Genomic DNA, 24,183 nt, shown 5'->3' on the forward strand with positions numbered 1-24,183 from the left:
TCTCAACGATTCTGTGGGCCGATGAACCGGCTCTTGGCTTCTACGTGGACGCTGTCGTCATCGGCATCCTTGAGGATGAATTTCACCTCATTGGTGCTCGATGGCAATTGTTCGGGCGCGCTGGACAGCTCGACCGGCATGCTGAAGATTTCCCCGGCCGGGACCTTGATCTCGCGTTTGCCTTGCAGGCGCAGATCCGGCAAACCGGCGGCTTCCAGCACATAGGTGTGGTCGCGCTGATCCTTGTTCATGATCTTCAGGCTGTAGACGTTTTCGATCCGGCCTTCGGCGTTTTCACGGTACAGCACGCGGTCCTTGCTGACGTCGAAACCCACCAGCGAACGCATGAAAAAGGCCGTCACCAGCAGGCTGATCATCGCCAGCAGCACCACGGCATAACCGATCAGGCGTGGCCGCAGTTTATGGGTTTTCTGCCCGGACAAGTTGTGTTCGGTGGTGTAGCTGATCAGCCCGCGCGGGTAATCCATCTTGTCCATGATGCTGTCGCAGGCGTCGATGCAGGCGGCGCAGCCGATGCACTCGATCTGCAGGCCGTCGCGGATGTCGATGCCGGTCGGGCAGACCTGAACGCACATGGTGCAGTCGATGCAGTCGCCCAGGCCCTGGGCCTTGTAGTCGACGCCTTTCTTGCGCGGGCCGCGGCTTTCGCCACGACGCGGGTCGTAGGAAACGATCAGCGTGTCCTTGTCGAACATCACGCTCTGGAAGCGCGCATACGGACACATGTAGATGCACACCTGCTCACGCAGCCAGCCGGCATTGCCGTAGGTGGCGAGGGTGAAGAAGCCGACCCAGAAATACGACCAGCCATCGGCCTGGCCGGTGAAGAATTCGAAGACCAGTTCGCGGATCGGCGAGAAGTAGCCGACGAAGGTCATGCCGGTGACGAAACCGATCAGCAGCCACAGCGCGTGCTTGGCGAATTTACGCAGGAACTTGTTGGCGCTCATCGGCGCCTTGTCGAGCTTGATGCGCTGGTTGCGGTCGCCTTCGGTGACCTTCTCGCACCACATGAAAATCCATGTCCACACGCTTTGCGGACAGGTATAGCCGCACCAGACCCGGCCGGCATACACGGTGATGAAGAACAGGCCGAACGCCGCAATGATCAGCAGCCCGGAAAGCAGAATGAAATCCTGCGGCCAGAACGTGGCGCCGAAGATGAAGAATTTGCGCTCCGGCAGGTTCCACCACACGGCCTGATGGCCGCCCCAGTTCAGCCAGACCGTTCCGAAATACAAGAGGAACAGCGCGGCGCCGCCTATCATCCGCAGATTACGGAACAGGCCGGTGAAAGCACGGGTGTAGATTTTTTCTCGAGAGGCGTAAAGGTCGACGCTGTTGTTCGCGTTTTTGCTGGGTGGCGTGACGTCGTGTACCGGAATCTGGTTGCTCATCATTGCATCCCACGGCAGTGGAAAAATGCCTCGGTCGATACGTGCCGGCCGGGGTCAAAAAGGGGTGTTGCAGTGGCCCAATGATACGCCTGTCATGCCGACGAACGGGTGCGACCTTTGGTCGCGTTGGGCAAAATCAATTGATGGTGTAATGACTTGAATCAATTGACTTGTGAGGGATCACCCTTTTTTGCCCGGCCGATAAATCAGTCTAGGCGATTCGTCGCCGTTGCGCTGCCGGGTGATCCGCATGGCCGAAAACCGGCCCTTCGTCGTCCGGTTTCCGTAATTAAACCTAGAGCGGTCTTGTTGAAGTGCGGAGCTCTGCTTTCTGTTGTTCTTGTATTTGAAACAAGTTTATTTAATTGCTCATGTTGTCGGCTTTGAAAGATTCCGTTTGATCGAATATGTTTGCGTCTGGCGAAATTTAGTTGCCAGTCATTATTCAAGTTAAATGGAGTTTCACTGTTATGGCTTTAAATGGAGTTGTAAAGTTTCTGCTGAGCATCTGTTTATTATCTTCTGTCACTTTGGCTCATGCCGTCGAGGGCACGCCACGGCATATGGTGTTCGCTTCCGATACGCAGTATCCCTGGACTGACAAGACCGATAGTGGAGCGCCGGAATCCGATGCGGACTTTGAGAAACGTGCCAAGTGGCTGGTGGACAGCCAGTTGGGCAGTATCGCCGAGTTTCGAAATGCCCACGGTGGGCAGGCGGCAATCCCGTTGATGATCAATGGCGACATTACTGCTTTTGGTCATGGTTGGCAGCGCTCGTATATGAAATCGGCCCTTGAGAAATACTTCAAGGGTGATTACCTGTATGGCTTGGGTAATCATGACTACGAAAATAATGTTGATGACTGTTTCAGTAATAGTTGTGCGGCGGGCAGTATTGTCGAGTTCAACGAACATCATAAGAGCAAGGTGGATAACTTTGATCTCAAGGTCACTGGCGCTTTTCTGAATATCCTTTACTCGGGCAGTCTCGCTTACTCGAAAAATGTCGGAGAAGTTCATCTGGTGCAGCTCAACAATGAACCCACCTACGCCACAAAGATTGCTCATGCGTTGAATCCGACAACCTTCAATATCACCAGTGCCCTGGACTGGCTGGAGAACGATTTGAGGGTGGCGAGGGCCCAGGGTTACGCCATCATCCTCAACATGCACAAGTGGGATGACTGGCAGGGAGACTGGCAACAGGAGCAGCGCTTTCTGGACATGATCGAGAAGTATGAAGTCACGGCCATTTTTGCGGGTCATTACCATGCGCGAGGTGGAGCCAAGCGCTGGATGGGTAAGGTGCCGATGTTTCTCAGCGGCGCAACGTCCCAGCAAACGTACCTGACGGCCAGTTTTTCGGATGATCGCAGGCAGCTGCACGTCAATCTGGTCGAGAACAATGAATGGCAAAAGCCGCGATTCGTGCACACGGTTCCGGTGAAGTCCATCTGGGCCAATCGTCCATAAAAAATGTCTCGGACATCGCTTTCACAGGCTTTGTCCGGAAGATCTGACTCTTTCAGGGATGAAAATGTATGAATAAAGGCACTTTCAAAGCACTCGGCATTACTCAGAAAGAAATGGATGCATTGGACCGTCATTCTGAATAGCGCCAGCGCGGTAGCTCCCTTGGCCGTCGTATACCTGCAAACGGCTCTGCGAGCGCTTGAGCCGGTCGAAGCTGCGCAGGGGACGAAGGATCTGGCCAGTCAGAAAGGCAACCAGCCGGGCGATGCCGGCAGGCAGCGCAGACCTTCGGGCCTGGACAGTCTCGGTGGAGGCAATATTCTTTGAATCAGTAGAGAGGGAAACAAAACGGCCCCGCCAATACTCATTGGCGGGGCCGTTTTTTGCTTCAAGCGTTGGTCTTACTGAGCCTCGGCTTCCGCTGGTTTTTCACCGTGGGACAGGCTGTAAACGTAAGCCGCCAGCAGGTGAACCTTGTCGTTGCCTTGCAGTTGTTCCTGGGCAGGCATCTGGCCCTGACGGCCGTAACGGATGGTCTGCTGCAGCTGGGCGAAGCTCGAACCGTAGATGAACGCGGCCGGGTGGGTCAGGTTCGGGGCGCCCATTGCCGGGGTGCCTTTGCCTTCCGGACCGTGGCAGGCCACGCAGTTGGCGGCGAACAGTTTCTGGCCGTTGGCCGGGTCTGCCTTGGTGCCTTCCGGCAGCTTGCGGCCATCCAGATTGGTCAGCACGAACGCGGCCACGTCGGCCACGCCTTGCTCGCCGATCACTTCTGCCCAGGCCGGCATCACCGCGTGACGACCGCCCATGATGGTGGTCTTGATGGTTTCCGGCTCGCCGCCCCAGCGCCAGTCGGCGTCGGTCAGGTTCGGGAAGCCATAAGCGCCCTTGGCGTCGGAACCGTGGCAGACCGAGCAGTTGGAGGCGAACAGGCGACCCCCCATCTTCAGGGCTTGCGGATCCTTGGCCACTTCTTCGATCGGCATGGCGGCGAACTTGGCGAAGATCGGACCGAACTTGGCATCCGAACGCGCCATTTCCTTTTCCCACTCGTGAACGCCGGTCCAGCCGGTCTGGCCGTTGGCGAACGCGGTCTGCTTCTCGGTATCGAGGTAGTTGTAGCCCGGCAGCAGGCCTTTCCAGTTGCCCAGGCCCGGGTACAGCACCAGATAACCCAGAGCGAAGACGATGGTGCCCACAAACAGCATGAACCACCATTTCGGCAGCGGGTTGTCGTACTCCTCGATTCCGTCGAAGGAGTGGCCCACTGTCTCGTCCGTCTGTTCGCTGCGCTGGCCCTTGCGGGTCGACAGCAACAGCCAGGTCAGGGAAAAGATCGTACCGAGACTGAGGACTGTGACGTACAGACTCCAGAATGTAGTCATTCTTTGTTACTCCTAGAAGCTTGCTCGACGTGCTTGATGGCTTCGGGATCATCCGCGAAGGGCAGCAAGGTCGCGTCTTCAAACTCCGACTTGCGCTTGGGGCTGAACACCCACAACGCCAGGCCGATGAAGGCAACCATCACGACAACGGTGCCCAGGCCTCGAATCATCCCGATATCCATCAGAATCACCGTTTGCTTTTGATGATGGTGCCCAGGCCTTGCAGATAGGCCACCAGCGCGTCCATTTCGGTTTTGCCCTTCACGGCATCCTTGGCACCGGCGATGTCTTCGTCGGTGTAAGGGACGCCGAGCGTGCGCAACACTTCCATTTTCCTGGCCGTGTCTTTGCCATCGAGCTTGTTTTCTACGAGGAACGGGTAGGCCGGCATTTTCGACTCGGGGACGACGTTGCGCGGGTTGTACAAGTGCGCACGCTGCCAGTCATCGGAGTAACGACCGCCGACGCGGGCCAGGTCCGGGCCGGTACGTTTGGAACCCCACAGGAACGGGTGATCCCAGACGCTTTCACCGGCGACCGAGTAGTGGCCATAGCGTTCGGTTTCGGCACGGAACGGTCGGATCATCTGCGAGTGGCAGCCGACACAGCCGTTGGCGATGTAAACGTCGCGGCCTTCCAGTTCAAGGGCGGTGCGCGGCTTCATGCCTTCGACCGGCTTGTTGGTGACGTCCTGGAAAAACAGCGGAACGATTTGGGTCAGGCCACCGACGCTGACGGCGATGACCATGAAGAAGGCCAGCAGGCCAATATTCTTCTCGACAGCTTCATGCTTCATCAGTGAGCTCCAACTACGGCGATCTTGGCGGCGGCTTCAGCTTCAGCCGGGTCCGAGGCGCGAACGGTGCGCCACACGTTGTAGGCCATCAGGAACATGCCGCTGGCGAAGAACGCACCGCCCAGGGCGCGAACGATGTAGCCAGGGTGGCTGGCCTGCAGGGCTTCGACGAACGAGTAGGTGAGGGTGCCGTCATCGTTGATTGCACGCCACATCAGGCCCTGGGTGATGCCGTTGACCCACATCGAAGCGATGTACAGCACGGTACCGATGGTCGCGAGCCAGAAGTGCGCGTTGATCAGGCCGGTGCTGTGCATCTGCGCACGGCCGAACAGTTTCGGGATCATGTGGTAGATCGCGCCGATCGAGATCATCGCCACCCAGCCCAGAGCGCCGGCGTGTACGTGGCCGATGGTCCAGTCGGTGTAGTGCGAGAGCGAGTTGACGGTCTTGATCGCCATCATCGGACCTTCGAAGGTCGACATGCCGTAGAACGCCAGCGATACCACGAGGAAACGCAGGATCGGGTCGGTGCGCAGCTTATGCCAGGCGCCCGACAGGGTCATCATGCCGTTGATCATGCCGCCCCAGCTTGGCGCCAGCAGGATGATCGACATCGCCATGCCCAGCGACTGCGCCCAGTCCGGCAGCGCGGTGTAGTGCAGGTGGTGCGGGCCGGCCCAGATGTACAGGGTGATCAGCGCCCAGAAGTGCACGATCGACAGACGATAGGAGTAGATCGGACGTTCGGCCTGTTTCGGCACGAAGTAGTACATCATCCCCAGGAAGCCGGTGGTCAGGAAGAAGCCCACGGCGTTGTGGCCGTACCACCACTGGATCATCGCATCGGTGGCGCCCGAGTAGGCCGAGTAGGATTTGAACAGGCTGACCGGCAGCGACATGTGGTTGACGATGTGCAGCATCGCGGTCACCACGATGAACGCACCGTAGAACCAGTTACCGACATAGATGTGCTTGGTCTTGCGCTTGGTGATGGTGCCGAAGAACACCAGCCCGTAGGTGACCCAGACAATGGCCAGCAGAATGGCGAGGGGCCATTCCAGTTCCGCGTATTCCTTGGTGGTGGTGTAACCCAGCGGCAAGGTAATGATCGCGCCGACGATCACCGCTTGCCATCCCCAGAAGGTGAAGGCCGCGAGGCTGTCGGAAATCAGTCGCGTCTGGCAGGTTCGCTGCACGACATAGTAGGAAGTGGCAAATAGTGCACAACCACCGAAGGCGAAAATCACCAGGTTTGTGTGCAACGGGCGCAGGCGTCCAAAGCTCGTCCACGGCAGACCGAAATTCAACTCCGGCCAGACCAGTTGCGAGGCGATGAAGACACCAAGCCCCATGCCAAGGATCCCCCAGACCACCGTCATGATGGCGAACTGGCGGACTACCTTATAGTTATAAGCAGTCGGACTGATTGCTGTGCTCATTCTAAGGTTCCACGGTTTGGGTGTTTTATTAGGATTAAAATCGGCCGCAAGTATGTAGAAAGCAGGGGGTCAATGCAACGCGCCATGACCTGGGTCAATGCTTTCCAACGCTGATTCTGCGGCCTTTCCATGCGCCGCGTAAGGACAAAATTGCCCTCGGGCAAAATGTCGCAGCGGACGAAAAAAGCGAGGGGGCCCGGTCGGATGTAACGGGGTGTGTTCGAACGCTCGGTTCGGGTGACGGACGGTAATCGGCACGACAGCCGGTATCTACCGGCCTTTGCGGCCATGTCAGTCAGCCGATTCGTTCAACGCCTCGCTCAGGGTCGACCTGGAACCGGCACGGGCCAGTCCGCATCGAGCAAGCGTAGACCCGAATCCGGGTAACCGAAAGGAGAGGGGGTGAAGGGGTGCGACAATGCGTCGCAAAGGGGCTGGAAACTGCCGCACTGGAAACGTGCGGCAGTCTTGTACGCAATGATTACTTTTTATTGTCTTCAGTAATCAGTTTTTCTGTATTCAATCCGTTGCTAAGGCTGTACACATAAGCCGCCAGCAATTGCACTTTATCGTTGCCCAGCAGCTCGTTCTGAGCTGGCATGTGGCCTTGACGACCATGGCGAATGGTCTGCTCGAGCTGGGTCAGGCTGGTGCCGTAGATGAAACCGGCCGGGTGCGTCAGGTTCGGTGCGCCCATGGCTTCGGTGCCTTGGCCGTTTGCCCCGTGACAGGCGACGCACATGGTGCTGAACGTTTGCTGCCCCGCTTGCAGATCGGCCTTGTTGTCTGCCGGCAGTGGCAGCCCGGCGAGTTCGTGGCGCACGTATGCCGCGACGTTTTTCACACCTGCCTCACCGAGCGACTCGCCCCACGCCGGCATCGCCGCCATCCGGCCACCCATGATGGTGGTCTTGATGGTTTCCGCACTGCCGCCCCAACGCCAGTCCTTGTCGGCGAGATTAGGGAAGCCGAACGCGCCCTTGGCGTCCGAGCCGTGGCACACCGAGCAATTGGAGGCGAACAGACGGCCACCCATTTTCAGCGCCTGCGGATCCTTCGCCACTTCTTCCACCGGCATGGCGGCGAATTTGGCGAAGATCGGCCCGAATTTGGCGTCAGCCTTGCTCATTTCCTTTTCCCATTCGTGGACGCCGGTCCAGCCGTCCTCGTAGCCGGGCAGGATGCCTTTCCAGTTGCCCAGGCCCGGATAAAGGATCAGATAACCCACGGAAAACACCAGCGTGCCGGCGAACAGCATGAACCACCACTGCGGCAGCGGGTTGTCGTACTCCTCGATGCCGTCGAAGCTGTGGCCCATGGTCTGGTCGACGCTGCCCTTGGTTTCGCCCCGACGGGTGCCGACCAGCAGCCAGGTCAGGCCGATCAGGCTGCCGATGGTCAGTACGCAGATCCACGTACTCCAGAAGGTGGTCATGGCCGGGTACTCCTTGTTTCATTAACTTGGGTAGTGTCGGGTTGCGGCTCGTCGGCAAACGGCAGCAGGCGCGCTTCGGCGAATTCCGGCGTGCGCTTGCGGTTGAACACCCACAGGGTCAGGCCGACGAAGGCCACGAACACCACGACCGTGCCGAGGCCGCGAATCAGCCCCGCGCTCATTTCAAAGGCCATCTCGATCACCTCTTGCTTTTGATCGCAGTGCCGAGCACTTGCAGGTAGGAGACGAGGGCGTCCATTTCGGTCTTGCCCTTGAGGCTGGCCACCGCGCCGCTGATGTCGTCATCGGTGTACGGCACGCCGAGGGTGCGCATGGTCTTGAGCTTGGTTTCGGTGTGGCTGCTGTCGACCGCTTGCGTAACCAGCCATGGGTAGGCCGGCATTTTCGATTCCGGTACAACGTTGCGCGGGTTGTACAAGTGCGCGCGGTGCCAGTCATCCGAGTAGCGCGCGCCAACCCGGGCCAGGTCCGGACCGGTACGCTTGGAACCCCACAGGAACGGGTGATCCCACACGCTTTCACCGGCTACCGAGTAGTGGCCGTAGCGTTCGGTTTCGGCGCGGAACGGACGGATCATCTGCGAGTGGCAGCCGACGCAGCCTTCGCGGATGTAGATGTCGCGGCCTTCCAGTTGCAGCGCGGTGTAGGGTTTCATGCCTTCCACCGGTTTGTTGGTCACGTCCTGGAAGAACAGCGGGACGATCTGGGTCAGGCCGCCGATGCTCACGGCGAACACCATCAGCAGCATCAGCAGGCCGACGTTCTTTTCAATCGTTTCGTGTTTCATGGCGGACTCCTCAGGCCATCTGCGCGGCAGCAACGACGTCAGCAGGCTGCGAGGCCCGCACGGTGCGCCAGGTGTTGTAAGCCATCAGGAACATGCCGCTGAGGAAGATCGCACCGCCGATCAGCCGCACGACGAAGCCAGGGTGGCTGGCCACCAGGGTTTCGACGAAGGAGTAGGTCAGCGTGCCGTCCTCGTTCACTGCGCGCCACATCAGGCCCTGGGCGATGCCGTTGACCCACATCGAGGCGATGTAGAGCACGGTGCCGATGGTCGCGAGCCAGAAGTGCGCGTTGATCAGGCCGATGCTGTGCATCTGCTCTTTGCCGAAGATTTTCGGGATCATGTGGTACAGCGCGCCGATGGAAATCATCGCCACCCAGCCGAGCGCGCCGGCGTGTACGTGGCCGATGGTCCAGTCGGTGTAGTGGGAGAGGGCGTTGACAGTCTTGATCGCCATCATCGGACCTTCGAAGGTCGACATGCCGTAGAACGCCAGCGACACCACCAGGAAGCGCAGGATCGGGTCGCTGCGCAACTTATGCCAGGCGCCCGAGAGGGTCATCATGCCGTTGATCATGCCGCCCCAGCTCGGTGCCAGCAGAACCAGCGACATCACCATGCCCAGCGACTGCGCCCAGTCCGGCAGCGCGGTGTAGTGCAAGTGGTGCGGGCCGGCCCAGATGTACAGGGTGATCAGCGCCCAGAAGTGCACGATCGACAGGCGATACGAATACACCGGACGTTCGGCCTGTTTCGGCACGAAGTAGTACATCATCCCGAGGAAACCGGCGGTGAGGAAAAAGCCTACGGCGTTGTGGCCGTACCACCATTGCACCATCGCGTCGGTTGCACCGGCGTACACCGAGTAGGACTTGGTGAAGCTCACCGGCAACTCAAGGTTGTTGACGATGTGCAGGATCGCCACGGTGATGATGAACGCGCCGAAGAACCAGTTGCCCACATAAATGTGTTTGGTCTTGCGCTGCATGATCGTGCCGAAGAACACGATGGCGTAGGCGACCCAGACGATGGTGATCAGGATGTCGATCGGCCATTCCAGTTCGGCGTATTCCTTGGAACTGGTGTAACCCAGTGGCAGGCTGATGGCCGCCAGCAGGATCACCAGTTGCCAGCCCCAGAAGCAGAAGGCGGCGATTTTCGGCGCAAACAGCTGGGTCTGGCAGGTGCGCTGCACCGAGTAGAACGAACTGGCGAACAAGGCACAGCCGCCGAACGCGAAGATCACCGCGTTGGTGTGCAGCGGGCGCAGGCGTCCGAAGCTGGTCCACGGCAGGTTGAAGTTGAGTTCGGGCCAGACCAATTGAGCCGCGAGAAAAACCCCGAGCCCCATGCCGACGATGCCCCACACCACCGTCATAATGGCGAATTGGCGGACCACCTTGTAGTTGTAGGCGGTACTGATAGAAGTGTTCATGGTTCCCCATCCACGGTTCAGCCGAAGTGAGCGCCGACAGCGCGTCCTTCGCCTGGAGTTATAGGCAGACTAAAAGCGAGGCAAGCATGGACAAACAGCACAAGGCCAGTATTGACGGGGATCAATGGGCGCAGTGCCTGCGGGATCACGGGTGGCTTTGGGATGCCGCTGTTGGTGAGGCTTCGGCGACGCTCATTCTCGCGCATGGTGCGGGGGCGCCGATGGATAGCGACTGGATGAACGATATGGCTGGGCGCCTTGCTGGGCTTGGTATCAACGTGTTGCGGTTTGAGTTTCCTTATATGGCGCAGCGGCGGGTTGATGGCGGCAAACGTCCGCCGAATCCGGCGCCGAAGTTGCTGGAATGTTGGCGTGAGGTTTATGGCTTGGTGCGACTTCATGTCGCTGGGGTTTTGGCGGTTGGCGGGAAGTCGATGGGGGGGCGGATGGCCAGTCTTCTTGCCGATGAGCTTGGCGCTGATGCTTTGGTTTGTCTGGGGTATCCGTTTTATGCGGTTGGGAAACCGGAGAAACCACGGGTCGAACATCTGGCTTCTTTGCAGACTCGGACGTTGATTGTTCAGGGCGAACGGGATGCGTTGGGGAATCGCGAAGCGGTCGAAGGTTATTCGTTATCGCCGGAAATTGAAGTGTTTTGGCTGGCGGCCGGGGATCATGATTTGAAGCCGCTCAAGGTTTCCGGGTTTACGCATGAGCAGCATTTGGCTGCGGCGGCGGAGAGGGTGGCTGACTTTTTAGCCACCCATGATTCCGATCATGTTTGTTCACATTGATGTTTAGCGACGACGACGAGGAATGCTTAAAGGTTGAGCAGGCTCATGCGCTTTTAAGCCCGCATCGCCAGTCAGGATTTCAACGGTGTAACCTGCCTTCGCATAGTATTCCGCTACGTCCTTAATGGTGGTGTCGCCAATAGTCAGTTTTTCTGCGGCAAGTCTTGGCCATGCGTTTGCAAGAGCGTGAAGGTTTTCCGATTGCCATAAAACAGTTTGTTCAGTGAATGCTACCCATGGTGATGTAGCACTCGCTGCTTCGCGGAGGTAGCCCGCCAAAGCTGTGGCGCACTCGAATCGATCAGCAGGGGCTTGGGCTATATGATTTCCCGTCTCAATCAAGGTCGCCAACGGCAATACTAGCGTGCTCTTTTTTTCAAGTTCGACGGCAATCAACTTGCTAATTCGGTCATGGTTCCAGCGATCTGCATCCGGCCCCGCTTCTGCTTTTCCTGGAACTTGTAGCCAGCAGCAAAGAACCGAGGTATCGATTATCAAAATTCGCTTACTCATTCGGCAACTCCTTCTGCCATTGCGGTCTGAGCGTTGGTAATACTTTCCTCAATCAGACCTTGGCTTGAAAGCCGCCCTATAGGTCCCTGAGCTAACAGCTTGGGTAGTTGCTCAAGACTTTCTAGTAGGGTAAGCACGCTGTGACCAGTAGATGGATCTCGATTAGCTACCGTAATGAACGGCACCATTTCGTTACCCATGGCATCTAGTAACGCGGGATTGTGAGTTGTAACCAGAACGTCTACGCCACGCTGAGTACCTGCACTCTTGAGCATGTCTAGAAGTAAGCGCGCCCTTGACGGGTGTAAACCGTTATCTACCTCTTCAATTACTAGCAAGCTAGACTTTGGACGTGTCAAAAGCGCAGTCAGAATCGCAAGAAATCGCAATGTTCCATCAGACATGCCGCGTGCATCTACAGTCGGTGTTTCACCTTGGTCTCTCCAGAACTCTTCGCAGTAAAGCATTGCGTCAGAGTTAAATTTTCCGACGGTTTCCGCGTATACCCTTCGAATATCTCGCTCAGGTAGTTTGCTGGCATAGCGAGTGAGGACTGTTTCAATTTCCTCCTTCTTTTCGTCAGGTAATGCCGCTAGAACGCCTGCGACATTTCGCGCATCAGATTCTAGTCGTTCCGAAAGTGGAGAATAACCTCGCATGTGCGATGGGATCGGGTCGAGAATGAATATATCTCGAAGGGCAGAAACGACCAGATTCACGCCGTCTTGAATTTCCTGTCTTAACTTCTGACCAATTAATTGGAATAGGACTGAGTTGGTGCGACTCAGTTGTCTTGGAGAACCCTGTTTCTCGTTGTAAAGACGTGCAACGATTGTCGGTGAGTCTTCTACGCAAGCATCAGTACGAAACAGCTTGATATTGCCAGCTGGTGATTTTCGGATGCCATCTTTTCCAGGGCGATATTTGACACGAACGAGCTGCTCTGCATGCAGTTCGCAACGATTCTCGCGAATGCTGCACTCCAAGCGGTACTCGTAGTCCGTTAGATCATCGGCGCGGCAGGTGATAGCCAAAGCGAACGTTGAACCCGGTCTTCTGGCTGCCCACTCAATACCGCCGCGAAGTGGAATCTGCACTCCATCACCTTGCAAGGCGGACGTCAGCATGATCCCGGAGGCGGTACGATTTAGCAGTAGGAGTGCATCCAAAGCGTTCGATTTGCCACTGGCATTGGTTCCCACCAGTACTGAAAGCGGATCGATGTAAAGGGTAGCTTTCTCGTAGCTCTTCCAATTTTCGAGCGACAGCTCAGTGATCATGGGGGCTCCTTGCTAAGGCCATCGGAATAAAGTGGAACATCATACAGTTACTCGGTGCTCGTCGGCCCAAGTGTTGGATACTTACTCCGAGGAAGATGAGGACGAATAGGAAGATGAACAGAAAGGCCGACATTTGAGCTATTCAAAACTTGAGTTCAACTCGGTATCCCACGTCGGCGTGCCTCGCCCAAGCCCCTCACTAGCCCTCTCCTTCGGGAGAGGGCTAGTGAGGGGCTGATTTCACTGGCACACCAAAAAAACTGAAAGCCCCCCCCAGCCCGGCATTTCCAGCGAATAAACACGATCGCGTCACCACGTTTAAAGTACACGAACCGTTACGCCATAAGGGCTACAACACCTTGCGTCGTTGCCTACGCGTACGCCAGAATCCGCCGGCTTACGCAGCTTGGAGAGGGCTATATCGTTTCCCTGTCACTGAAAAACAGTGATCGGGTTTGGTAGCCCGTCTGTAATAGCTGTATGGCAACACCGTATGCAGTCCCTTTCTCGGGGCTCGGTTTTATGGTGGTCATGCGTGGGGCTCATTCGTGAGCGCCGGGTTCCTATTGCAGCCGGTCTACCAACCCGCGTATGGCCACCACCCATCGTTTGGTAGCGTGGGTGATGGCTCCTTGAAGTCTGCGATAGGAGTTATACCTATGTTCAAAGCCACACCCAACCCACCAGAAACCGATCCAACCCCAACGACCCCGCGCTCGAGTCCCAAAAGACAAAAGAAGCCGCCGACCGCGCACTCGACTTTTACCTCGGCCCCGAAATCCCGAAGTACTTCCCACCCAAGGCCCGCCCCATCTACATGGTCGATCCCACGCTCGATGACGAAACACTGCTCGTCGAAGCCAGTGAATCACTGTCATCAGCCAACGCCATGGCCGGCAATATCGCCAACTCGGTAAAAGGCCCGGAGCGTAAACCGCTGCTGGCGCTGCAACAGCTGATCATGTTGAACGAGCTGCTGGTAAATCGGCTGCTGGACAGGTTGCGCTTGCCGCAGTAACGCCAGCTCTGACAGCTAGGTAATTAAAAGCCCGGATGCTTACACGTTCCGGGCTTTCAACATTACGAGATTGATCCTCCTTAATAATCGGGAAGCAGTCGGCCAGTGATCACAAATTTATCGAACGCTTTCTGTCCATCACGTGCCGCTCGCCGCACATCAAGGAATGTCAGTTCACCCCAGACTTCCTTTCTCACAGGTTTGTCGGTCGTGACCATCGGATTCTGCGTAGGTGGTGTATTCATGCTGGCTAGCCCGTGTGAATAGGTTTGAACGACAAAGTAGAGCGGAGCTTCATCACGTGCCAGTCAGTTGGGTCCGATTCCGTTGTAGGCACTGTCCGCGCTTTTTGAATAAGATTTTCGCTCGCAGGCCGGTCCTCTTCTCGGGCAAGCCCGTTCCCACAATGATGGTGGTGTTACGAGATCTTCTGGCCAATGCGAAACCTTGTGGGAGTGGGCTTGCCCACGAAGAGGGCGGTGCTGGCCATATCCATTTCAGACACGCAATAAAAACCCCGGAAGCTTTCGCTGTCCGGGGTTTCTTTATTGCCAGAACAATCAGCGGTTAAACCGCTCCACCAACGAGTATTGCGTGTTGGCAGTCTTGGTCAGCTCTTCACTCAGCAACGCCGAGTTATGCGCCTGTTCCGAGGTCTGGTCCGCCAGTTCCGAGATGTTGCTGATGTTGCGGCTGATTTCTTCAGCCACGGCACTTTGCTCTTCGGTTGCGGCGGCGATCTGGGTGGTCATGTCGGTGATGTTGGCCACCGCTTCGCTGATGCCGACCAGGGCCTGATCCGCTTCCAGTACCCGCGCTACACCTTCTTCCGCCTGGCGATGGCCGGCTTCCATGGTTTGTACGGCGCTGGATGCAGTCTGTTGCAGCTTGGCGATCAGGGCGTGGATCTGGCCGGTGGATTCGCTGGTGCGTTGCGCCAGTTGGCGGACTTCGTCGGCGACTACGGCAAAACCACGGCCCATCTCGCCGGCACGCGCGGCTTCAATCGCGGCGTTGAGCGCGAGCAGGTTGGTTTGGTCGGCGATGCCTTTGATCACGTCGACCACGCCGCCGATTTCGTCGCTGTCCTTGGCCAGTTGGGTGACGGTCAGGCCGGTTTCACCGACCACGACCGACAGGCGCTGGATGGCTTCGCGGGTTTCCCCGGCGATGTCGCGGCCGCGACCGGTCAGGCGATTGGCTTCCTGGGTGGCGTCGGCGGTGCGTTGGACGTGGCTCGCCACTTCCTGGGTGGTGGCGGCCATCTGGTTGACGGCGGTGGCGACCTGTTCGGTTTCCACGCGCTGACGTTCCAGCCCGCTGGAGCTGTTATGCGCCAGGGCGTCGGACTGTTTGGCCTGATCGGTCAGGTGCTCGGCGGTGTCCTGCAGACGGGTCAGGCAGGTTTTCAGGCGCGCTTCTTGGCTGAGGATCGACATTTCCAGACGCGCCTGGGCGCCACGGCTGTCGGTGTACATCTGCGCGATCAACGGGTCGGAGGTGGTCTGCTCGGCCAGACGCAGCAGGCGCTTGAGCCCGCGTTGTTGCCATTGCAGGCCCAGCAGGCCCAGCGGCACCGACAGACCGGCGGCGAGGGCGAAGCCCCACTGCGAGTTCAGCGTGGCGCCGATCATGAAGCTCAGCTGGCTGACCAGAATGAACGGCAGCCAGTCCTGCACAATCGGCAGCCACTTGTCGCTCGAAGGAATCGCCGACTTGCCCTGGTTGATGCGTTGGTAGAGCGCTTCGGCACGGCGGATCTGTTCGGCGGTGGGTTTGACCCGCACCGACTCGTAACCGACCACCTGATTGCCCTCGAACACCGGCGTTACATAGGCGTTCACCCAGTAATGGTCACCGGTCTTGCAGCGATTCTTGACAATGCCCATCCATGGCAAGCCTTGTTTCAGTGTGCCCCACATGTGCGAAAACACCGCCGCCGGCACGTCAGGGTGACGAACCAGGTTGTGCGGCGCACGGATCAGTTCCTCACGCGAAAACCCGCTGATTTCGACGAAAGCGTCGTTGCAGTAGGTGATCACGCCCTTGGCGTCGGTTGTGGAAATCAACCGTTGCTGAGCCGGGAAAGTCCGTTCGCGTTGTGTAATGGGCTGGTTGTTACGCATGGTTTTTCAATCCGCAAGGCTTTGAAAGGTTGTCGGCGGGGTCGGCCATTTATTGAAATTTTTTTTCATTTATAAGTACGGCGTCGCAAAACGGCCCTTGCTTCAACCCGCGAGCATCGGATAGGTGAACAGGCCGAAATGCAGCAGGTTCAGGCCAAAATGCGTTGCGATCGCCGCGCCGAGCCCGCCAAAACGGTAGGCCAGACCATAGCCGACACCCGCCAGGCTCGCCAGCAACACCCATTGCCAGCCGGCGCCCACATGCACCAGGCCGAACAGCAGGGAAGCCAGCAGCAACGCGAGGTTTTCGCCGTAGGGCAGGTGTTGGAAACGCCGACTCAGGCCACCCTGGATATAGCCGCGAAACAGCGCTTCTTCGACCAGCGTCACCAGCAGCAGATTGTTCAGCACCCACAGCCACGCCTGATCCGGCCATTTCGGCGCCCAGGTGATCATACCCAGCAATACCGCGCCGCCCAGCGCCAGAATCACGCTCAACGTCAGTGCCAGCGCAGTGGCGTAGACGGTCAGGCGCAACGAACGACGCGCGACGATCCATGGGCAGACCAGCAGCAGCCAGAAGCCAATCAGCGGTTTGTCGAGATTCAGGTACATCGAGAACGGCACGGCATTGTCGGTGAAGCGCTGCGGCTCGATGGCCCGGCCGTTGTAGAAACCCGGCAGCCAGTGCAGGGCCAGCGCCAGAGCCAGCACGATAAACAGGCCATGGCCGAGATAACGCCCGAGCGGCACGGTTTGCTGGCGCACGGCGTAACCGGCGAAAACCAGCAGTGCAATGGAGATCAGCGCCAGCCAGCCGAGCTGGCCGAAACTCGACGCCAATCCGTAACCTAGGCTGAGAAGCCCGAGATAGAGCCATGGCAGAGCCGTCATGGAAAGTCCTTGTGCACGATTTGTGGACAGGCTTTCTACACGGGTGGGGGCGAGGGGACAAGTGAAGGTGTAGGGGAAAACCGGGACGCAGGCCCTGCGGGTTGGTCCCCGCAGGGCCTATGTTGCGCACGAATCAGCGCAGATTGAGCTTCGCCGCAGCACGCTCGGTGATTTCAGTGCGCAACTTCAATGAAGGCGCCGCACGCTTGCGCGCCTCATCGACAACAGCACTCGACGCCGTCTCCGGGCTGCCCGAATCAAACGGCGGCGCCGGCGCATATTCCAGCTGCAACTGCACCAGTTGCGCCGTGTCGGCACCGACCAGTTCCTGCGCCAGTGTCAGGGCAAAATCGATCCCGGCGGTGATGCCGCCCCCGGTAAACAGATTGCCGTCACGCACCACCCGATCCTTCACCGGAATCGCGCCCAGTGTCGGCAGCAAATCGTGATATGCCCAGTGCGTAGTCGCCCGTTTACCTTGCAACAGACCCGCCGCGCCAAGCACAAGCGAACCGGTGCAAACCGACGTAACGTACCGAGCCTGTGCCGCTTGCGACCTGATGAAGTCCAGCGTCTGCTCATCCTCCATCAACGGCCCGACCCCGGCGCCGCCGGGTACGCAGATCACGTCCAAAACCGGGCAGTCCTCGAACGTAGTGGTCGGTTTCAGCTGCAGCCCGGTGCTGGAAGTTACCGGCACCAAATCCTTCCAGACCAGATGCACCTGCACGTCCGGCAGAGAGGCCAGCACGTCGTACGGGCCGGTCAGGTCGAGTTGCTGCACCTGGGGAAACAACAGAAAACCGATCTGCAACGCCATGGTTCTTCTCCGTGAAAAGGGGGGTAGACGGCTTCACTGTAGGCGCGTAGGTTTTGGCGCATACGCCAATAAGCCCTCGAATTACGCCAAATGCCGAAAACCATCCACGTCCTCGCGTTTGCCAATGTGCAACTGCTCGATGTCACCGGGCCCTTGCAAGTCTTCGCCTCGGCCAACGACATCGCCCGCCAGCAGGGTTTGCCTGCGCCGTACGCGCCAACGGTCATCGCCAGTGGTGGCGGGGCGGTGAACTCCTCGGCCGGGTTGGCGATGCTGGCCGAACCGCTGCCGAAACAGCCCAGCGATACGCTGATCATCGCCGGAGGCTGGGGCGTTTATGCCGCTGCCGAAGACGCCGGGTTGGTGAATTGGGTGCGTGAACATGCGAATGGCTGTCGGCGCGTGGCCTCGGTCTGCACCGGCGCATTTCTGCTGGCGGCCAGCGGCTGGCTCGACGGTCGCCGGGTCGTCACTCACTGGACCCGTTGCGAACAACTGGCGCAGCAACACCCGCAATTAAAGGTCGAACCGAATCCGATCTTCATCAACGACGGACCGGTCTGGACCTCGGCGGGCGTCACCGCCGGCATCGACCTGGCGCTGGCCATGGTCGAAGACGACCTAGGTCGCGACATGGCCCTGGATGTCGCCCGGCAACTGGTGGTGTTCCTCAAGCGTCCGGGCGGGCAGTCGCAATTCAGCGTGACGCTGTCGCTGCAAAAACAGGGCAACCGCTTTGACGATCTGCACGCGTGGATTGCCGAGCACCTGACCTGCGATCTGGGCATCCCGACCCTCGCCGAACAGGCCGGCATGAGCGAGCGCAGCTTCGTGCGCCACTACCGCGCCGACACCGGCCAGACCCCGGCCCGCGCCATCGAACTGATTCGCGTCGAGACCGCCCGCCGGTTGCTGAGCGATACCGGTTTGCCGATCAAACGGGTCGCGGCGAATTGTGGATTTGGCAGTGAAGAGACGTTAAGACGCAGTTTCCTGCGGGCCATGGGGGTGACGCCGCAGGCGTATCGGGAGCGGTTTTCGGTCAGCGCTGGAGCAGATCCAGTAATGCCTTGAGCGTTTCGCCCGGTGCTTCCTCGGGAATGTTATGCCCGACACCGGCCAACACCTGCCGCTCATATACTCCGGTGAAGTGGTGCGCATCTTCATCGTCCGCCGGCGCCGGGCCAACGCCATCATCGGCACCGCACAGCGAAATCGTCGGAACGCCGATCGCCGGTTGTTTCTCCAGCGCCTGCTCCATCCCCTCCAGCGCCGGATCGCCCGGCGCATACATGAAGCGATGGCGATAAGAGTGAATCACCACCTCGACGAAATCCGGGTTGTCGAACGCCGGTGCGCTCAGCGGATAACGCTCGGCGTTCCGCATCCAGGTCGGTGACCACAATTGCCACAGCAACTCGCACAGTGCCCGACGATTCTGCGTCAGCCCTTCAACGCCACGGGGCGTGTGGAAGTAATACTGATACCAGTAGCGATGCTCGCTCTGCGGATCCAGCGGCTGGATCGAATTCGGAATGTCCTGCAGGTTGTAGCCATCACCTGTGACCAACCCGCGCACCCGCTCAGGAAACAGCGCCGTCACAATGCACGCCGCCCGACCACCCCAGTCGTAACCGCACAACGTCGCTTGCTCGATACCCAGTGCATCCATCAGATCCAGCAGATCCTGAGCCAGCGCCGCTTGCTGGCCGGAGCGCAGTGTGTCCGGGCTATTGAAACGGGTCGGGCCGTAACCGCGCAGGTACGGCACGATTACCCGATAACCATTGGCGGCGAGGGGCGGGGCGATTTCGTCGTAGGCGCGGGGGGAGTAGGGGAAACCGTGGAGCAGGATGACCGGCGTGCCGTTTTCCGGGCCGTGATGCTCGTAGCCGATGGTCAGGCTTTCAGTCTTGCAAAATTGCATCACGGCTTGGGTCATACGGGATTCCTCAAGTTTCGGCTTCCGCCACCTGATTGAAATACTTGCTCCGATCCGGCGTAAACGTCACCACCATCTTCGTCCGCGAGCAGGTCATGACGCGCTCTGAACCCAGATCAATATCCAGATCTTCCCCACGCAACCCCTGCCACTGGGCAAGGTATTTCAGCGATCCGTATTTTTCATTCTTCTTCAGGCTGCGACTGACTCCGCCTTTCCAGCCCAGCACCGGCAACTCATCGGCACTGCAGCGTTGAGCGAGGTCGGGGAAGCGGGCGGCGCGCTGGCGGCCGATTTCCCAGCATTTGATCAGGCCTTTGTCGGCGGCTTCCCACAGTTCGTCGCGCTTTAGGCCGGTGCGCAGTGGGGTTTCGATCTGGCGGTGGATGCGTTGGCTCATTCTGGTTCCTTGAATCGGGTTTTTATTGGACAGCTCCGCTGTGCCCGTTGCGGTGGATGGTAGGGGGGGATGTAACAGCTGGCAACAAGGTATTTCGGGGTGTAAGTGCGAGTTGCGGGCCAAGCGTTACACGGGGTCTGGCAGGTTGTTGTAGGCCGTGCCATCAACAAGTTGTATCGAAAGGAATCGATTGTGTGGGCCAGCCCTTCAACCGCAAGGCTCGGAGGTGTTTGCCGTTCGTAGGTAGCCATCCTACAAACGGCGATTGGAGTTGGGATCTTTCTTACAGTCTCTGGCGAAGAAGGATGACTACGGCTGCCAGTAATTCTTCTCCCCACTCAACTTGCGATCGAGAAAACTCGCCGCGCTGATCAGCGCCAGATGGGTCAACGCCTGGGGTGTGTTGCCCAGATGCCGTCCACGGTTGTCGAATTCCTCCGCGTACAGACCCAGCGGATTGGCGTAACGCAGCAGTTGCTCGAATTCCAGATGGGCCTTTTCCACTTGCCCGGCCCGAGCCAGACACTCGACGTACCAGAACGAGCACGCAGCAAAAGCGCCTTCAGTGCCCGACAAACCATCGATGCCGGCATCGTCGTTGCGGTAGCGGTAAACCATGCCGTCACGCACCAGATGCTTCTCGATCGCTTCCAGCGTCGCCAGCCACTTCGGATCCTTGGCGCTGACGAAGCGCACCAACGGCATCAGCAGCATCGAGCCATCCAGCGCGGTACCGCCTCGGTATTGCACGAAATGCCCACGCTCTTCGTTCCAGAAGTTGTCCCAGATGTCGGCATGAATCGCCTGACGGGTCTGGTCCCAGCGGGCAAAGGGCGCCGGCAGCGAGCGTTTCGAGGCCAGGCGGATTGCCCGGTCCAGTGCCACCCAGCACATCAGCCGTGAGTGCAGGAAGTGATGTTGCTCACCGCGCATTTCCCAGATGCCTACGTCCTTGGTCTGCCAGGTCTCACAGACCTGATCGACCACTTCCATCACATGTTTCCAGCCTTCTTGGGAAATCGCGTCGCCGTATTTGTTGACCAGATAAACGGCGTCCATCAGTTCGCCGAAGATATCCAGTTGAATCTGGTCGTAGGCGCCATTGCCGATGCGCACCGGTTTCGCGCCGCCATGCCCGGACAAATGCGTGAGTTCGGTTTCCGGCAGTTCCTGGCGGCCGTCGATCGCATAGAGGATGTTCAGCTTCATCGACGACTGGCCGCTGCAATCGCTGACCCGCCCGCGCAGCCAGCGCATGTAGGCATTGGCTTCGTCGACAAAGCCCAGGCGCATGAAGGCGTAAACGGTGAACGAGGCGTCGCGGATCCAGGTATAGCGATAGTCCCAGTTGCGTTCGCCGCCGGGTGTTTCCGGCAGACCGAAGGTGGCGGCGGCGAGGATTGCGCCGTGCTGGCGCGAGGTCAGCAGCTTGAGGGCGAGGGCCGAGCGGTTGACCATTTCGCGCCAGCGGCCGCGATAGTTGGACTGGCCGATCCAGTCGCGCCAGAACTTCAGGGTGCGCTCGATGCACAGTTGTGCGGCGCCTTCGGCGAAGCGCGGATCGTCGCTGGCGCCGAGCATGAACGCGGCGGTCTGATCCTGCTTGAGAGTGAATTGCCCGACCGCTGCATCGTTATCGACGCTCAAGGCTTGATCCGAGGCCAGCCGCAGTGTCGGCTGCCCGCTGGCGCTGAACAGCACATCCTTCTTGTCGATTGCGGCGCGAGTTTCAGCGCGGGCATAGTCATGCCGAACCGCGCAGCGCAGGTGAAACGTTGCCTGCCCGCTGACCACCCGTACCCGGCGCATCAGCAGCGGCAAGGCATCGTCGTTGTCGCCGATGGGCAGCAGATCGGTGATTTCCACCACGGCGTGGTCGCTGAGCCAGCGGGTCTGCAGGACGTTGGTGTCTGGCAGGTAAATCTGTTCGCGCCGGGCATCGGGCAGGTCCGGCGCGAGCTGAAAAATTCCCGCGTCGGGCGTGTCCAGCAGCGAACAGAAGATCGACGGGCTGTCGAACTCCGGCCAGCAGAAAAAATCCACGCTGCCCTTGTCATTGACCAGCGCGGCACTGCGCAGGTCGCCAATGATGCCGTGGGCGTCGATGGGGCTTTGTCGTTCGGGATGATGCTCAGCCATTGCCACGGAACTCCGGATAGAGGCTCATGCCGCCGTCGATGAACAAGGTGGTGCCGACGATGTAGTCGGAGGCATCGGAGGCGAGAAACACCACCGCGTTGGCCACGTCCTCGACATCGCCGATGCGCCCGTAAGGGATGAGTTTGAGCAGGGCCTGGCCCGCGTCGCCTTCGGTGGCGTCTTTGTTGATGGCCGTGCGGATCGCCCCCGGCGCGATGCCGTTGATGCGGATGCGCTGGTGGCTGACTTCCTGGGCCAGGGTCTGCATCAGCTGATCGACGCCGCCCTTGGACGCTGCGTAATTGACGTGCCCAGCCCACGGAATGCGCTGGTGCACCGAGCTCATGTGGATGATCTTGCCGGCGGCCCGGGACACGCCTTCGCGCACGCCCTGGCGATTGAAGATCCGCAGCGCGGCGCGGGCGCAGAGGAACTGGCCGGTGAGGTTGACGTCGATCACCGCGTTCCAGTCGGCCAGCGACATATCCACAGCCGCCGCGTCTTTTTGCAGGCCGGAATTGGCCACCAGAATGTCCAGTGTGCCGAAGGCGTCGAGGGTTTGCTGGAACAGCCGCTCCACGTCTTCTTCTTTCGAAACATCTGCGCCAATCGCGATGGCCTGACCACCGTCGGCGACGATCTGCCGGGCCAGCGCTTCGGCGGGCTCGGCCTGGCGGTTGTAGTTGATGACGACAGCGGCACCGGCAGCGGCCAGGGCTTTGGCGGCGCCGTGGCCGATGCCGGAACTGGCGCCGGTGACAAGAGCCACTTGGCGGGCGAGGGAAATCTGCATGAACGGTCGCGCCTTATGCGGGGATCTGATCTGCTGACCGGCATCCTTGAGTCAGAGTTCAGCGTGAATGCGAAGGGGCACGTAATCAAGTCGAGTCCCGCAGGGCTGTACGGGTTCAGATATGGTACCGGGCACTGTGTTTATGCCACTCCAGATTGCCGCCGATCCATGTACTCAATCCGGTGAGATAGCGCCGCAATACCGGCGAGCGCGTGCCTTTCATCAGCGTTGCGTGCAGGCGTTCGTATTCTTCCATCACTGCGTCATGGATATCGGCTGCCAGGTCGATTGCCTCTTGAAGCGAACAGTTGTGCCTGGCTGCCAGTAGATAAGGCAGCTTGAAGTCGCCGGTTTCGTTCAGGTGCTCTTTGTAAGCGGAATACAGATCGTTGACCAGAGTGGTCGCCAGCGAGGCCAGTGCGGTGACGTGGTGAATGTCTGGACGGGAATACGTATTGGCCGGGACTTCGTAGCCGCCGATCAGGTCGATCAGTACCAGGCATGGCCAGAAGCTGTTGACCTGCCGACTGGCCAGGTATTCGGCGACGGTGGGTTGAGTGCCATAGAGGCGCCAGGGACCTTCCGCCGCCATGGTGACGAACATGGCGATGGTGATCTGGCGCACCCGGGCGACTTGCGAGGGCGTGCAGAATTGGGCGACCCGTTTCATGTAGGCCAGCAATCCCCTGATTACCGGGTCGCACATTTGCTGCTTCAGGAGTTCTTTGTCGAACGGCGAAGGCAAATAGACCGGATCGATCGCGGTGAGGGCGAACGACAAGCTTTCGGCCACTGTCTCGGGGCGACCGCCGAGGGATTGATCGTCGCAATAGTGATCGTCCACCGCAAACAACGCCGCAAAGCATTGCGCCACGAGTAACAGTCGATCCGGATTATTCGTGTCGGCATGGCACAGCATTGCATAGCGACCGAAGTCGCTGGCGCGGATTTTTTCTTCCTTGCCGGCAAAGATCCCTATGTTCGATATCCACTCCATCAGGCGTTCGTTGACTTCCTGGCCCAACGCCTCATCAATGCGCGTAGGCGGCGGGCAGCGTACGGCACGGACGATAAAGGGGGCAGTGGCGCTGCGTGGCGTCCGGGCACTGCTGGATTGATTCATGGGGTGATCCTTTTCTCGGGGCCGATTGAGATGCTCACCGACGCGGTTCCTGTGCAGGGATGACAGGTCCATGTAAAACCTTTGGCGGAATTTGCGCACCTGTCATGTTTGACAGGTGCGCGGCTCAATGGACGAGCAGTCAACGAC

The 24,183-nt window shown here is 59.0% G+C and carries 22 protein-coding genes and 1 pseudogene; 4 read left to right on the top strand and 19 right to left on the bottom strand.

All coding sequences use genetic code 11. The annotated features are described in order from the left end of the window. Window positions 1-2: 2 nt before the first annotated feature. Window positions 3-1,418: a cytochrome c oxidase accessory protein CcoG gene (ccoG, locus tag ACODTD_RS21510; RefSeq protein WP_041475186.1), complete on the bottom strand. Its 1,416-nt coding sequence runs from the start codon at window positions 1,416-1,418 to the stop codon at window positions 3-5. A 470-nt stretch (window positions 1,419-1,888) separates the two neighbouring features. Between ccoG and ACODTD_RS21515 the strand changes: the two genes are divergently transcribed. After that, a complete protein-coding gene (locus ACODTD_RS21515; RefSeq protein ID WP_221615624.1) occupies window positions 1,889-2,893 on the top strand; it encodes a metallophosphoesterase family protein in 1,005 nt (334 codons plus the stop codon). Between the two features lie 401 nt (window positions 2,894-3,294). Here ACODTD_RS21515 and ccoP (ACODTD_RS21520) read toward each other — a convergent pair whose 3' ends face one another. The 8 genes from ccoP (ACODTD_RS21520) to ccoN (ACODTD_RS21555) form a co-directional block, all read right to left on the bottom strand. After that, entirely contained in the window at window positions 3,295-4,278 is a 984-nt protein-coding gene (gene ccoP / locus ACODTD_RS21520; RefSeq protein WP_011333286.1) for a cytochrome-c oxidase, cbb3-type subunit III, read from the bottom strand. Beyond that, complete coding sequence (locus ACODTD_RS21525; RefSeq protein WP_003175465.1) at window positions 4,275-4,460, bottom strand: CcoQ/FixQ family Cbb3-type cytochrome c oxidase assembly chaperone; 186 nt, start codon at window positions 4,458-4,460, stop codon at window positions 4,275-4,277. Before ACODTD_RS21525 ends, ccoP (ACODTD_RS21520) begins: the two co-directional genes overlap by 4 nt. Window positions 4,461-4,465: 5 nt before the next feature. Continuing rightward, window positions 4,466-5,074 (bottom strand): cytochrome-c oxidase, cbb3-type subunit II, encoded by a 609-nt coding sequence (gene ccoO, locus ACODTD_RS21530; protein ID WP_057396232.1) that lies wholly within the window; start codon window positions 5,072-5,074, stop codon window positions 4,466-4,468. Then, window positions 5,074-6,516 carry a cytochrome-c oxidase, cbb3-type subunit I gene (gene ccoN / locus ACODTD_RS21535; RefSeq protein ID WP_011333288.1) on the bottom strand — a complete coding sequence of 481 codons (1,443 nt, stop codon included), beginning with the start codon at window positions 6,514-6,516 and terminating at the stop codon, window positions 5,074-5,076. Before ccoN (ACODTD_RS21535) ends, ccoO (ACODTD_RS21530) begins: the two co-directional genes overlap by 1 nt. A 481-nt stretch (window positions 6,517-6,997) precedes the next feature. Continuing rightward, the gene (ccoP, locus tag ACODTD_RS21540) at window positions 6,998-7,951 is read right to left on the bottom strand and encodes a cytochrome-c oxidase, cbb3-type subunit III (protein ID WP_221615625.1); all 954 of its coding nucleotides are present in this window, start codon (window positions 7,949-7,951) and stop codon (window positions 6,998-7,000) included. Continuing rightward, on the bottom strand, window positions 7,948-8,145 hold the full coding sequence (locus tag ACODTD_RS21545; protein ID WP_011333290.1) for a cbb3-type cytochrome oxidase subunit 3: 198 nt from the start codon (window positions 8,143-8,145) through the stop codon (window positions 7,948-7,950). The genes ccoP (ACODTD_RS21540) and ACODTD_RS21545 overlap by 4 nt, the downstream gene beginning before the upstream one ends. 5 nt (window positions 8,146-8,150) lie before the next feature. Further along, entirely contained in the window at window positions 8,151-8,759 is a 609-nt protein-coding gene (gene ccoO, locus ACODTD_RS21550; protein WP_003223389.1) for a cytochrome-c oxidase, cbb3-type subunit II, read from the bottom strand. 10 nt (window positions 8,760-8,769) lie between these two features. Next, the gene (ccoN, locus tag ACODTD_RS21555; RefSeq protein ID WP_007960356.1) at window positions 8,770-10,194 is read right to left on the bottom strand and encodes a cytochrome-c oxidase, cbb3-type subunit I; all 1,425 of its coding nucleotides are present in this window, start codon (window positions 10,192-10,194) and stop codon (window positions 8,770-8,772) included. Between the two features lie 86 nt (window positions 10,195-10,280). Here ccoN (ACODTD_RS21555) and ACODTD_RS21560 point away from each other — a divergent pair, with 86 nt between their 5' ends. Continuing rightward, window positions 10,281-10,988, top strand: a complete 708-nt coding sequence (locus tag ACODTD_RS21560; protein ID WP_489105173.1) for an alpha/beta family hydrolase — start codon at window positions 10,281-10,283, stop codon at window positions 10,986-10,988. 3 nt (window positions 10,989-10,991) lie between these two features. Here ACODTD_RS21560 and ACODTD_RS21565 read toward each other — a convergent pair whose 3' ends face one another. After that, on the bottom strand, window positions 10,992-11,501 hold the full coding sequence (locus ACODTD_RS21565; protein WP_221615627.1) for a hypothetical protein: 510 nt from the start codon (window positions 11,499-11,501) through the stop codon (window positions 10,992-10,994). Beyond that, on the bottom strand, window positions 11,498-12,781 hold the full coding sequence (locus ACODTD_RS21570) for an AAA family ATPase (RefSeq protein ID WP_489105174.1): 1,284 nt from the start codon (window positions 12,779-12,781) through the stop codon (window positions 11,498-11,500). Before ACODTD_RS21570 ends, ACODTD_RS21565 begins: the two co-directional genes overlap by 4 nt. Window positions 12,782-13,440: 659 nt before the next feature. On the opposite strand from ACODTD_RS21570, the pseudogene ACODTD_RS21575 reads away from it, so the two are divergent. Further along, window positions 13,441-13,799, top strand: a pseudogene (locus tag ACODTD_RS21575) (DUF6124 family protein). A 560-nt stretch (window positions 13,800-14,359) separates the two neighbouring features. Here ACODTD_RS21575 and ACODTD_RS21580 read toward each other — a convergent pair. The 3 genes from ACODTD_RS21580 to inhA all read right to left on the bottom strand — a co-directional run bounded on the left by ACODTD_RS21580 (window position 14,360) and on the right by inhA (window position 17,639). Next, window positions 14,360-15,925 carry a methyl-accepting chemotaxis protein gene (locus ACODTD_RS21580; protein ID WP_011333297.1) on the bottom strand — a complete coding sequence of 522 codons (1,566 nt, stop codon included), beginning with the start codon at window positions 15,923-15,925 and terminating at the stop codon, window positions 14,360-14,362. 102 nt (window positions 15,926-16,027) lie between these two features. Beyond that, the gene (locus ACODTD_RS21585) at window positions 16,028-16,819 is read right to left on the bottom strand and encodes a CPBP family intramembrane glutamic endopeptidase (RefSeq protein ID WP_489105175.1); all 792 of its coding nucleotides are present in this window, start codon (window positions 16,817-16,819) and stop codon (window positions 16,028-16,030) included. Between the two features lie 133 nt (window positions 16,820-16,952). Next, window positions 16,953-17,639, bottom strand: a complete 687-nt coding sequence (gene inhA, locus ACODTD_RS21590) for an isonitrile hydratase (RefSeq protein WP_489105176.1) — start codon at window positions 17,637-17,639, stop codon at window positions 16,953-16,955. Between the two features lie 90 nt (window positions 17,640-17,729). Here inhA and ACODTD_RS21595 point away from each other — a divergent pair, with 90 nt between their 5' ends. Continuing rightward, window positions 17,730-18,713, top strand: a complete 984-nt coding sequence (locus ACODTD_RS21595) for a GlxA family transcriptional regulator (RefSeq protein ID WP_085655229.1) — start codon at window positions 17,730-17,732, stop codon at window positions 18,711-18,713. On the opposite strand, the gene ACODTD_RS21600 is transcribed toward ACODTD_RS21595, so the two are convergent. The 5 genes from ACODTD_RS21600 to ACODTD_RS21620 all read right to left on the bottom strand — a co-directional run bounded on the left by ACODTD_RS21600 (window position 18,682) and on the right by ACODTD_RS21620 (window position 24,036). Further along, entirely contained in the window at window positions 18,682-19,581 is a 900-nt protein-coding gene (locus ACODTD_RS21600) for an alpha/beta fold hydrolase (RefSeq protein WP_489105177.1), read from the bottom strand. The genes ACODTD_RS21595 and ACODTD_RS21600 overlap by 32 nt on opposite strands. Window positions 19,582-19,591: 10 nt before the next feature. Further along, entirely contained in the window at window positions 19,592-19,981 is a 390-nt protein-coding gene (locus tag ACODTD_RS21605) for a hypothetical protein (RefSeq protein ID WP_221615631.1), read from the bottom strand. 309 nt (window positions 19,982-20,290) lie between these two features. Further along, complete coding sequence (locus tag ACODTD_RS21610) at window positions 20,291-22,120, bottom strand: glycoside hydrolase family 15 protein (RefSeq protein WP_285354672.1); 1,830 nt, start codon at window positions 22,118-22,120, stop codon at window positions 20,291-20,293. Next, window positions 22,113-22,913 (bottom strand): glucose 1-dehydrogenase, encoded by an 801-nt coding sequence (locus tag ACODTD_RS21615; RefSeq protein WP_285354673.1) that lies wholly within the window; start codon window positions 22,911-22,913, stop codon window positions 22,113-22,115. Before ACODTD_RS21615 ends, ACODTD_RS21610 begins: the two co-directional genes overlap by 8 nt. A gap of 115 nt (window positions 22,914-23,028) precedes the next feature. Continuing rightward, the gene (locus ACODTD_RS21620) at window positions 23,029-24,036 is read right to left on the bottom strand and encodes a terpene synthase family protein (protein WP_011333305.1); all 1,008 of its coding nucleotides are present in this window, start codon (window positions 24,034-24,036) and stop codon (window positions 23,029-23,031) included. Window positions 24,037-24,183: the final 147 nt, after the last annotated feature.

The organism is Pseudomonas sp. FG35 (assembly GCF_057809295.1).

Coding starts and splice junctions, on each gene's coding strand:
- ACODTD_RS21620 (WP_011333305.1), bottom strand. CDS start 24,036: ATGAATCAATCCAGCAGTGCCCGGACGCCACGCAGCGCCACTGCCCCC.
- ccoN (WP_007960356.1), bottom strand. CDS start 10,194: ATGAACACTTCTATCAGTACCGCCTACAACTACAAGGTGGTCCGCCAA.
- ACODTD_RS21610 (WP_285354672.1), bottom strand. CDS start 22,120: ATGGCTGAGCATCATCCCGAACGACAAAGCCCCATCGACGCCCACGGC.
- ccoO (WP_057396232.1), bottom strand. CDS start 5,074: ATGAAGCATGAAGCTGTCGAGAAGAATATTGGCCTGCTGGCCTTCTTC.
- ACODTD_RS21545 (WP_011333290.1), bottom strand. CDS start 8,145: ATGGCCTTTGAAATGAGCGCGGGGCTGATTCGCGGCCTCGGCACGGTC.
- ACODTD_RS21585 (WP_489105175.1), bottom strand. CDS start 16,819: ATGACGGCTCTGCCATGGCTCTATCTCGGGCTTCTCAGCCTAGGTTAC.
- ACODTD_RS21565 (WP_221615627.1), bottom strand. CDS start 11,501: ATGAGTAAGCGAATTTTGATAATCGATACCTCGGTTCTTTGCTGCTGG.
- ACODTD_RS21580 (WP_011333297.1), bottom strand. CDS start 15,925: ATGCGTAACAACCAGCCCATTACACAACGCGAACGGACTTTCCCGGCT.
- ccoP (WP_011333286.1), bottom strand. CDS start 4,278: ATGACTACATTCTGGAGTCTGTACGTCACAGTCCTCAGTCTCGGTACG.
- ACODTD_RS21570 (WP_489105174.1), bottom strand. CDS start 12,781: ATGATCACTGAGCTGTCGCTCGAAAATTGGAAGAGCTACGAGAAAGCT.
- inhA (WP_489105176.1), bottom strand. CDS start 17,639: ATGGCGTTGCAGATCGGTTTTCTGTTGTTTCCCCAGGTGCAGCAACTC.
- ACODTD_RS21600 (WP_489105177.1), bottom strand. CDS start 19,581: ATGACCCAAGCCGTGATGCAATTTTGCAAGACTGAAAGCCTGACCATC.
- ccoG (WP_041475186.1), bottom strand. CDS start 1,418: ATGAGCAACCAGATTCCGGTACACGACGTCACGCCACCCAGCAAAAAC.
- ccoN (WP_011333288.1), bottom strand. CDS start 6,516: ATGAGCACAGCAATCAGTCCGACTGCTTATAACTATAAGGTAGTCCGC.
- ccoP (WP_221615625.1), bottom strand. CDS start 7,951: ATGACCACCTTCTGGAGTACGTGGATCTGCGTACTGACCATCGGCAGC.
- ccoO (WP_003223389.1), bottom strand. CDS start 8,759: ATGAAACACGAAACGATTGAAAAGAACGTCGGCCTGCTGATGCTGCTG.
- ACODTD_RS21595 (WP_085655229.1), top strand. CDS start 17,730: ATGCCGAAAACCATCCACGTCCTCGCGTTTGCCAATGTGCAACTGCTC.
- ACODTD_RS21525 (WP_003175465.1), bottom strand. CDS start 4,460: ATGGATATCGGGATGATTCGAGGCCTGGGCACCGTTGTCGTGATGGTT.
- ACODTD_RS21515 (WP_221615624.1), top strand. CDS start 1,889: ATGGCTTTAAATGGAGTTGTAAAGTTTCTGCTGAGCATCTGTTTATTA.
- ACODTD_RS21615 (WP_285354673.1), bottom strand. CDS start 22,913: ATGCAGATTTCCCTCGCCCGCCAAGTGGCTCTTGTCACCGGCGCCAGT.
- ACODTD_RS21605 (WP_221615631.1), bottom strand. CDS start 19,981: ATGAGCCAACGCATCCACCGCCAGATCGAAACCCCACTGCGCACCGGC.
- ACODTD_RS21560 (WP_489105173.1), top strand. CDS start 10,281: ATGGACAAACAGCACAAGGCCAGTATTGACGGGGATCAATGGGCGCAG.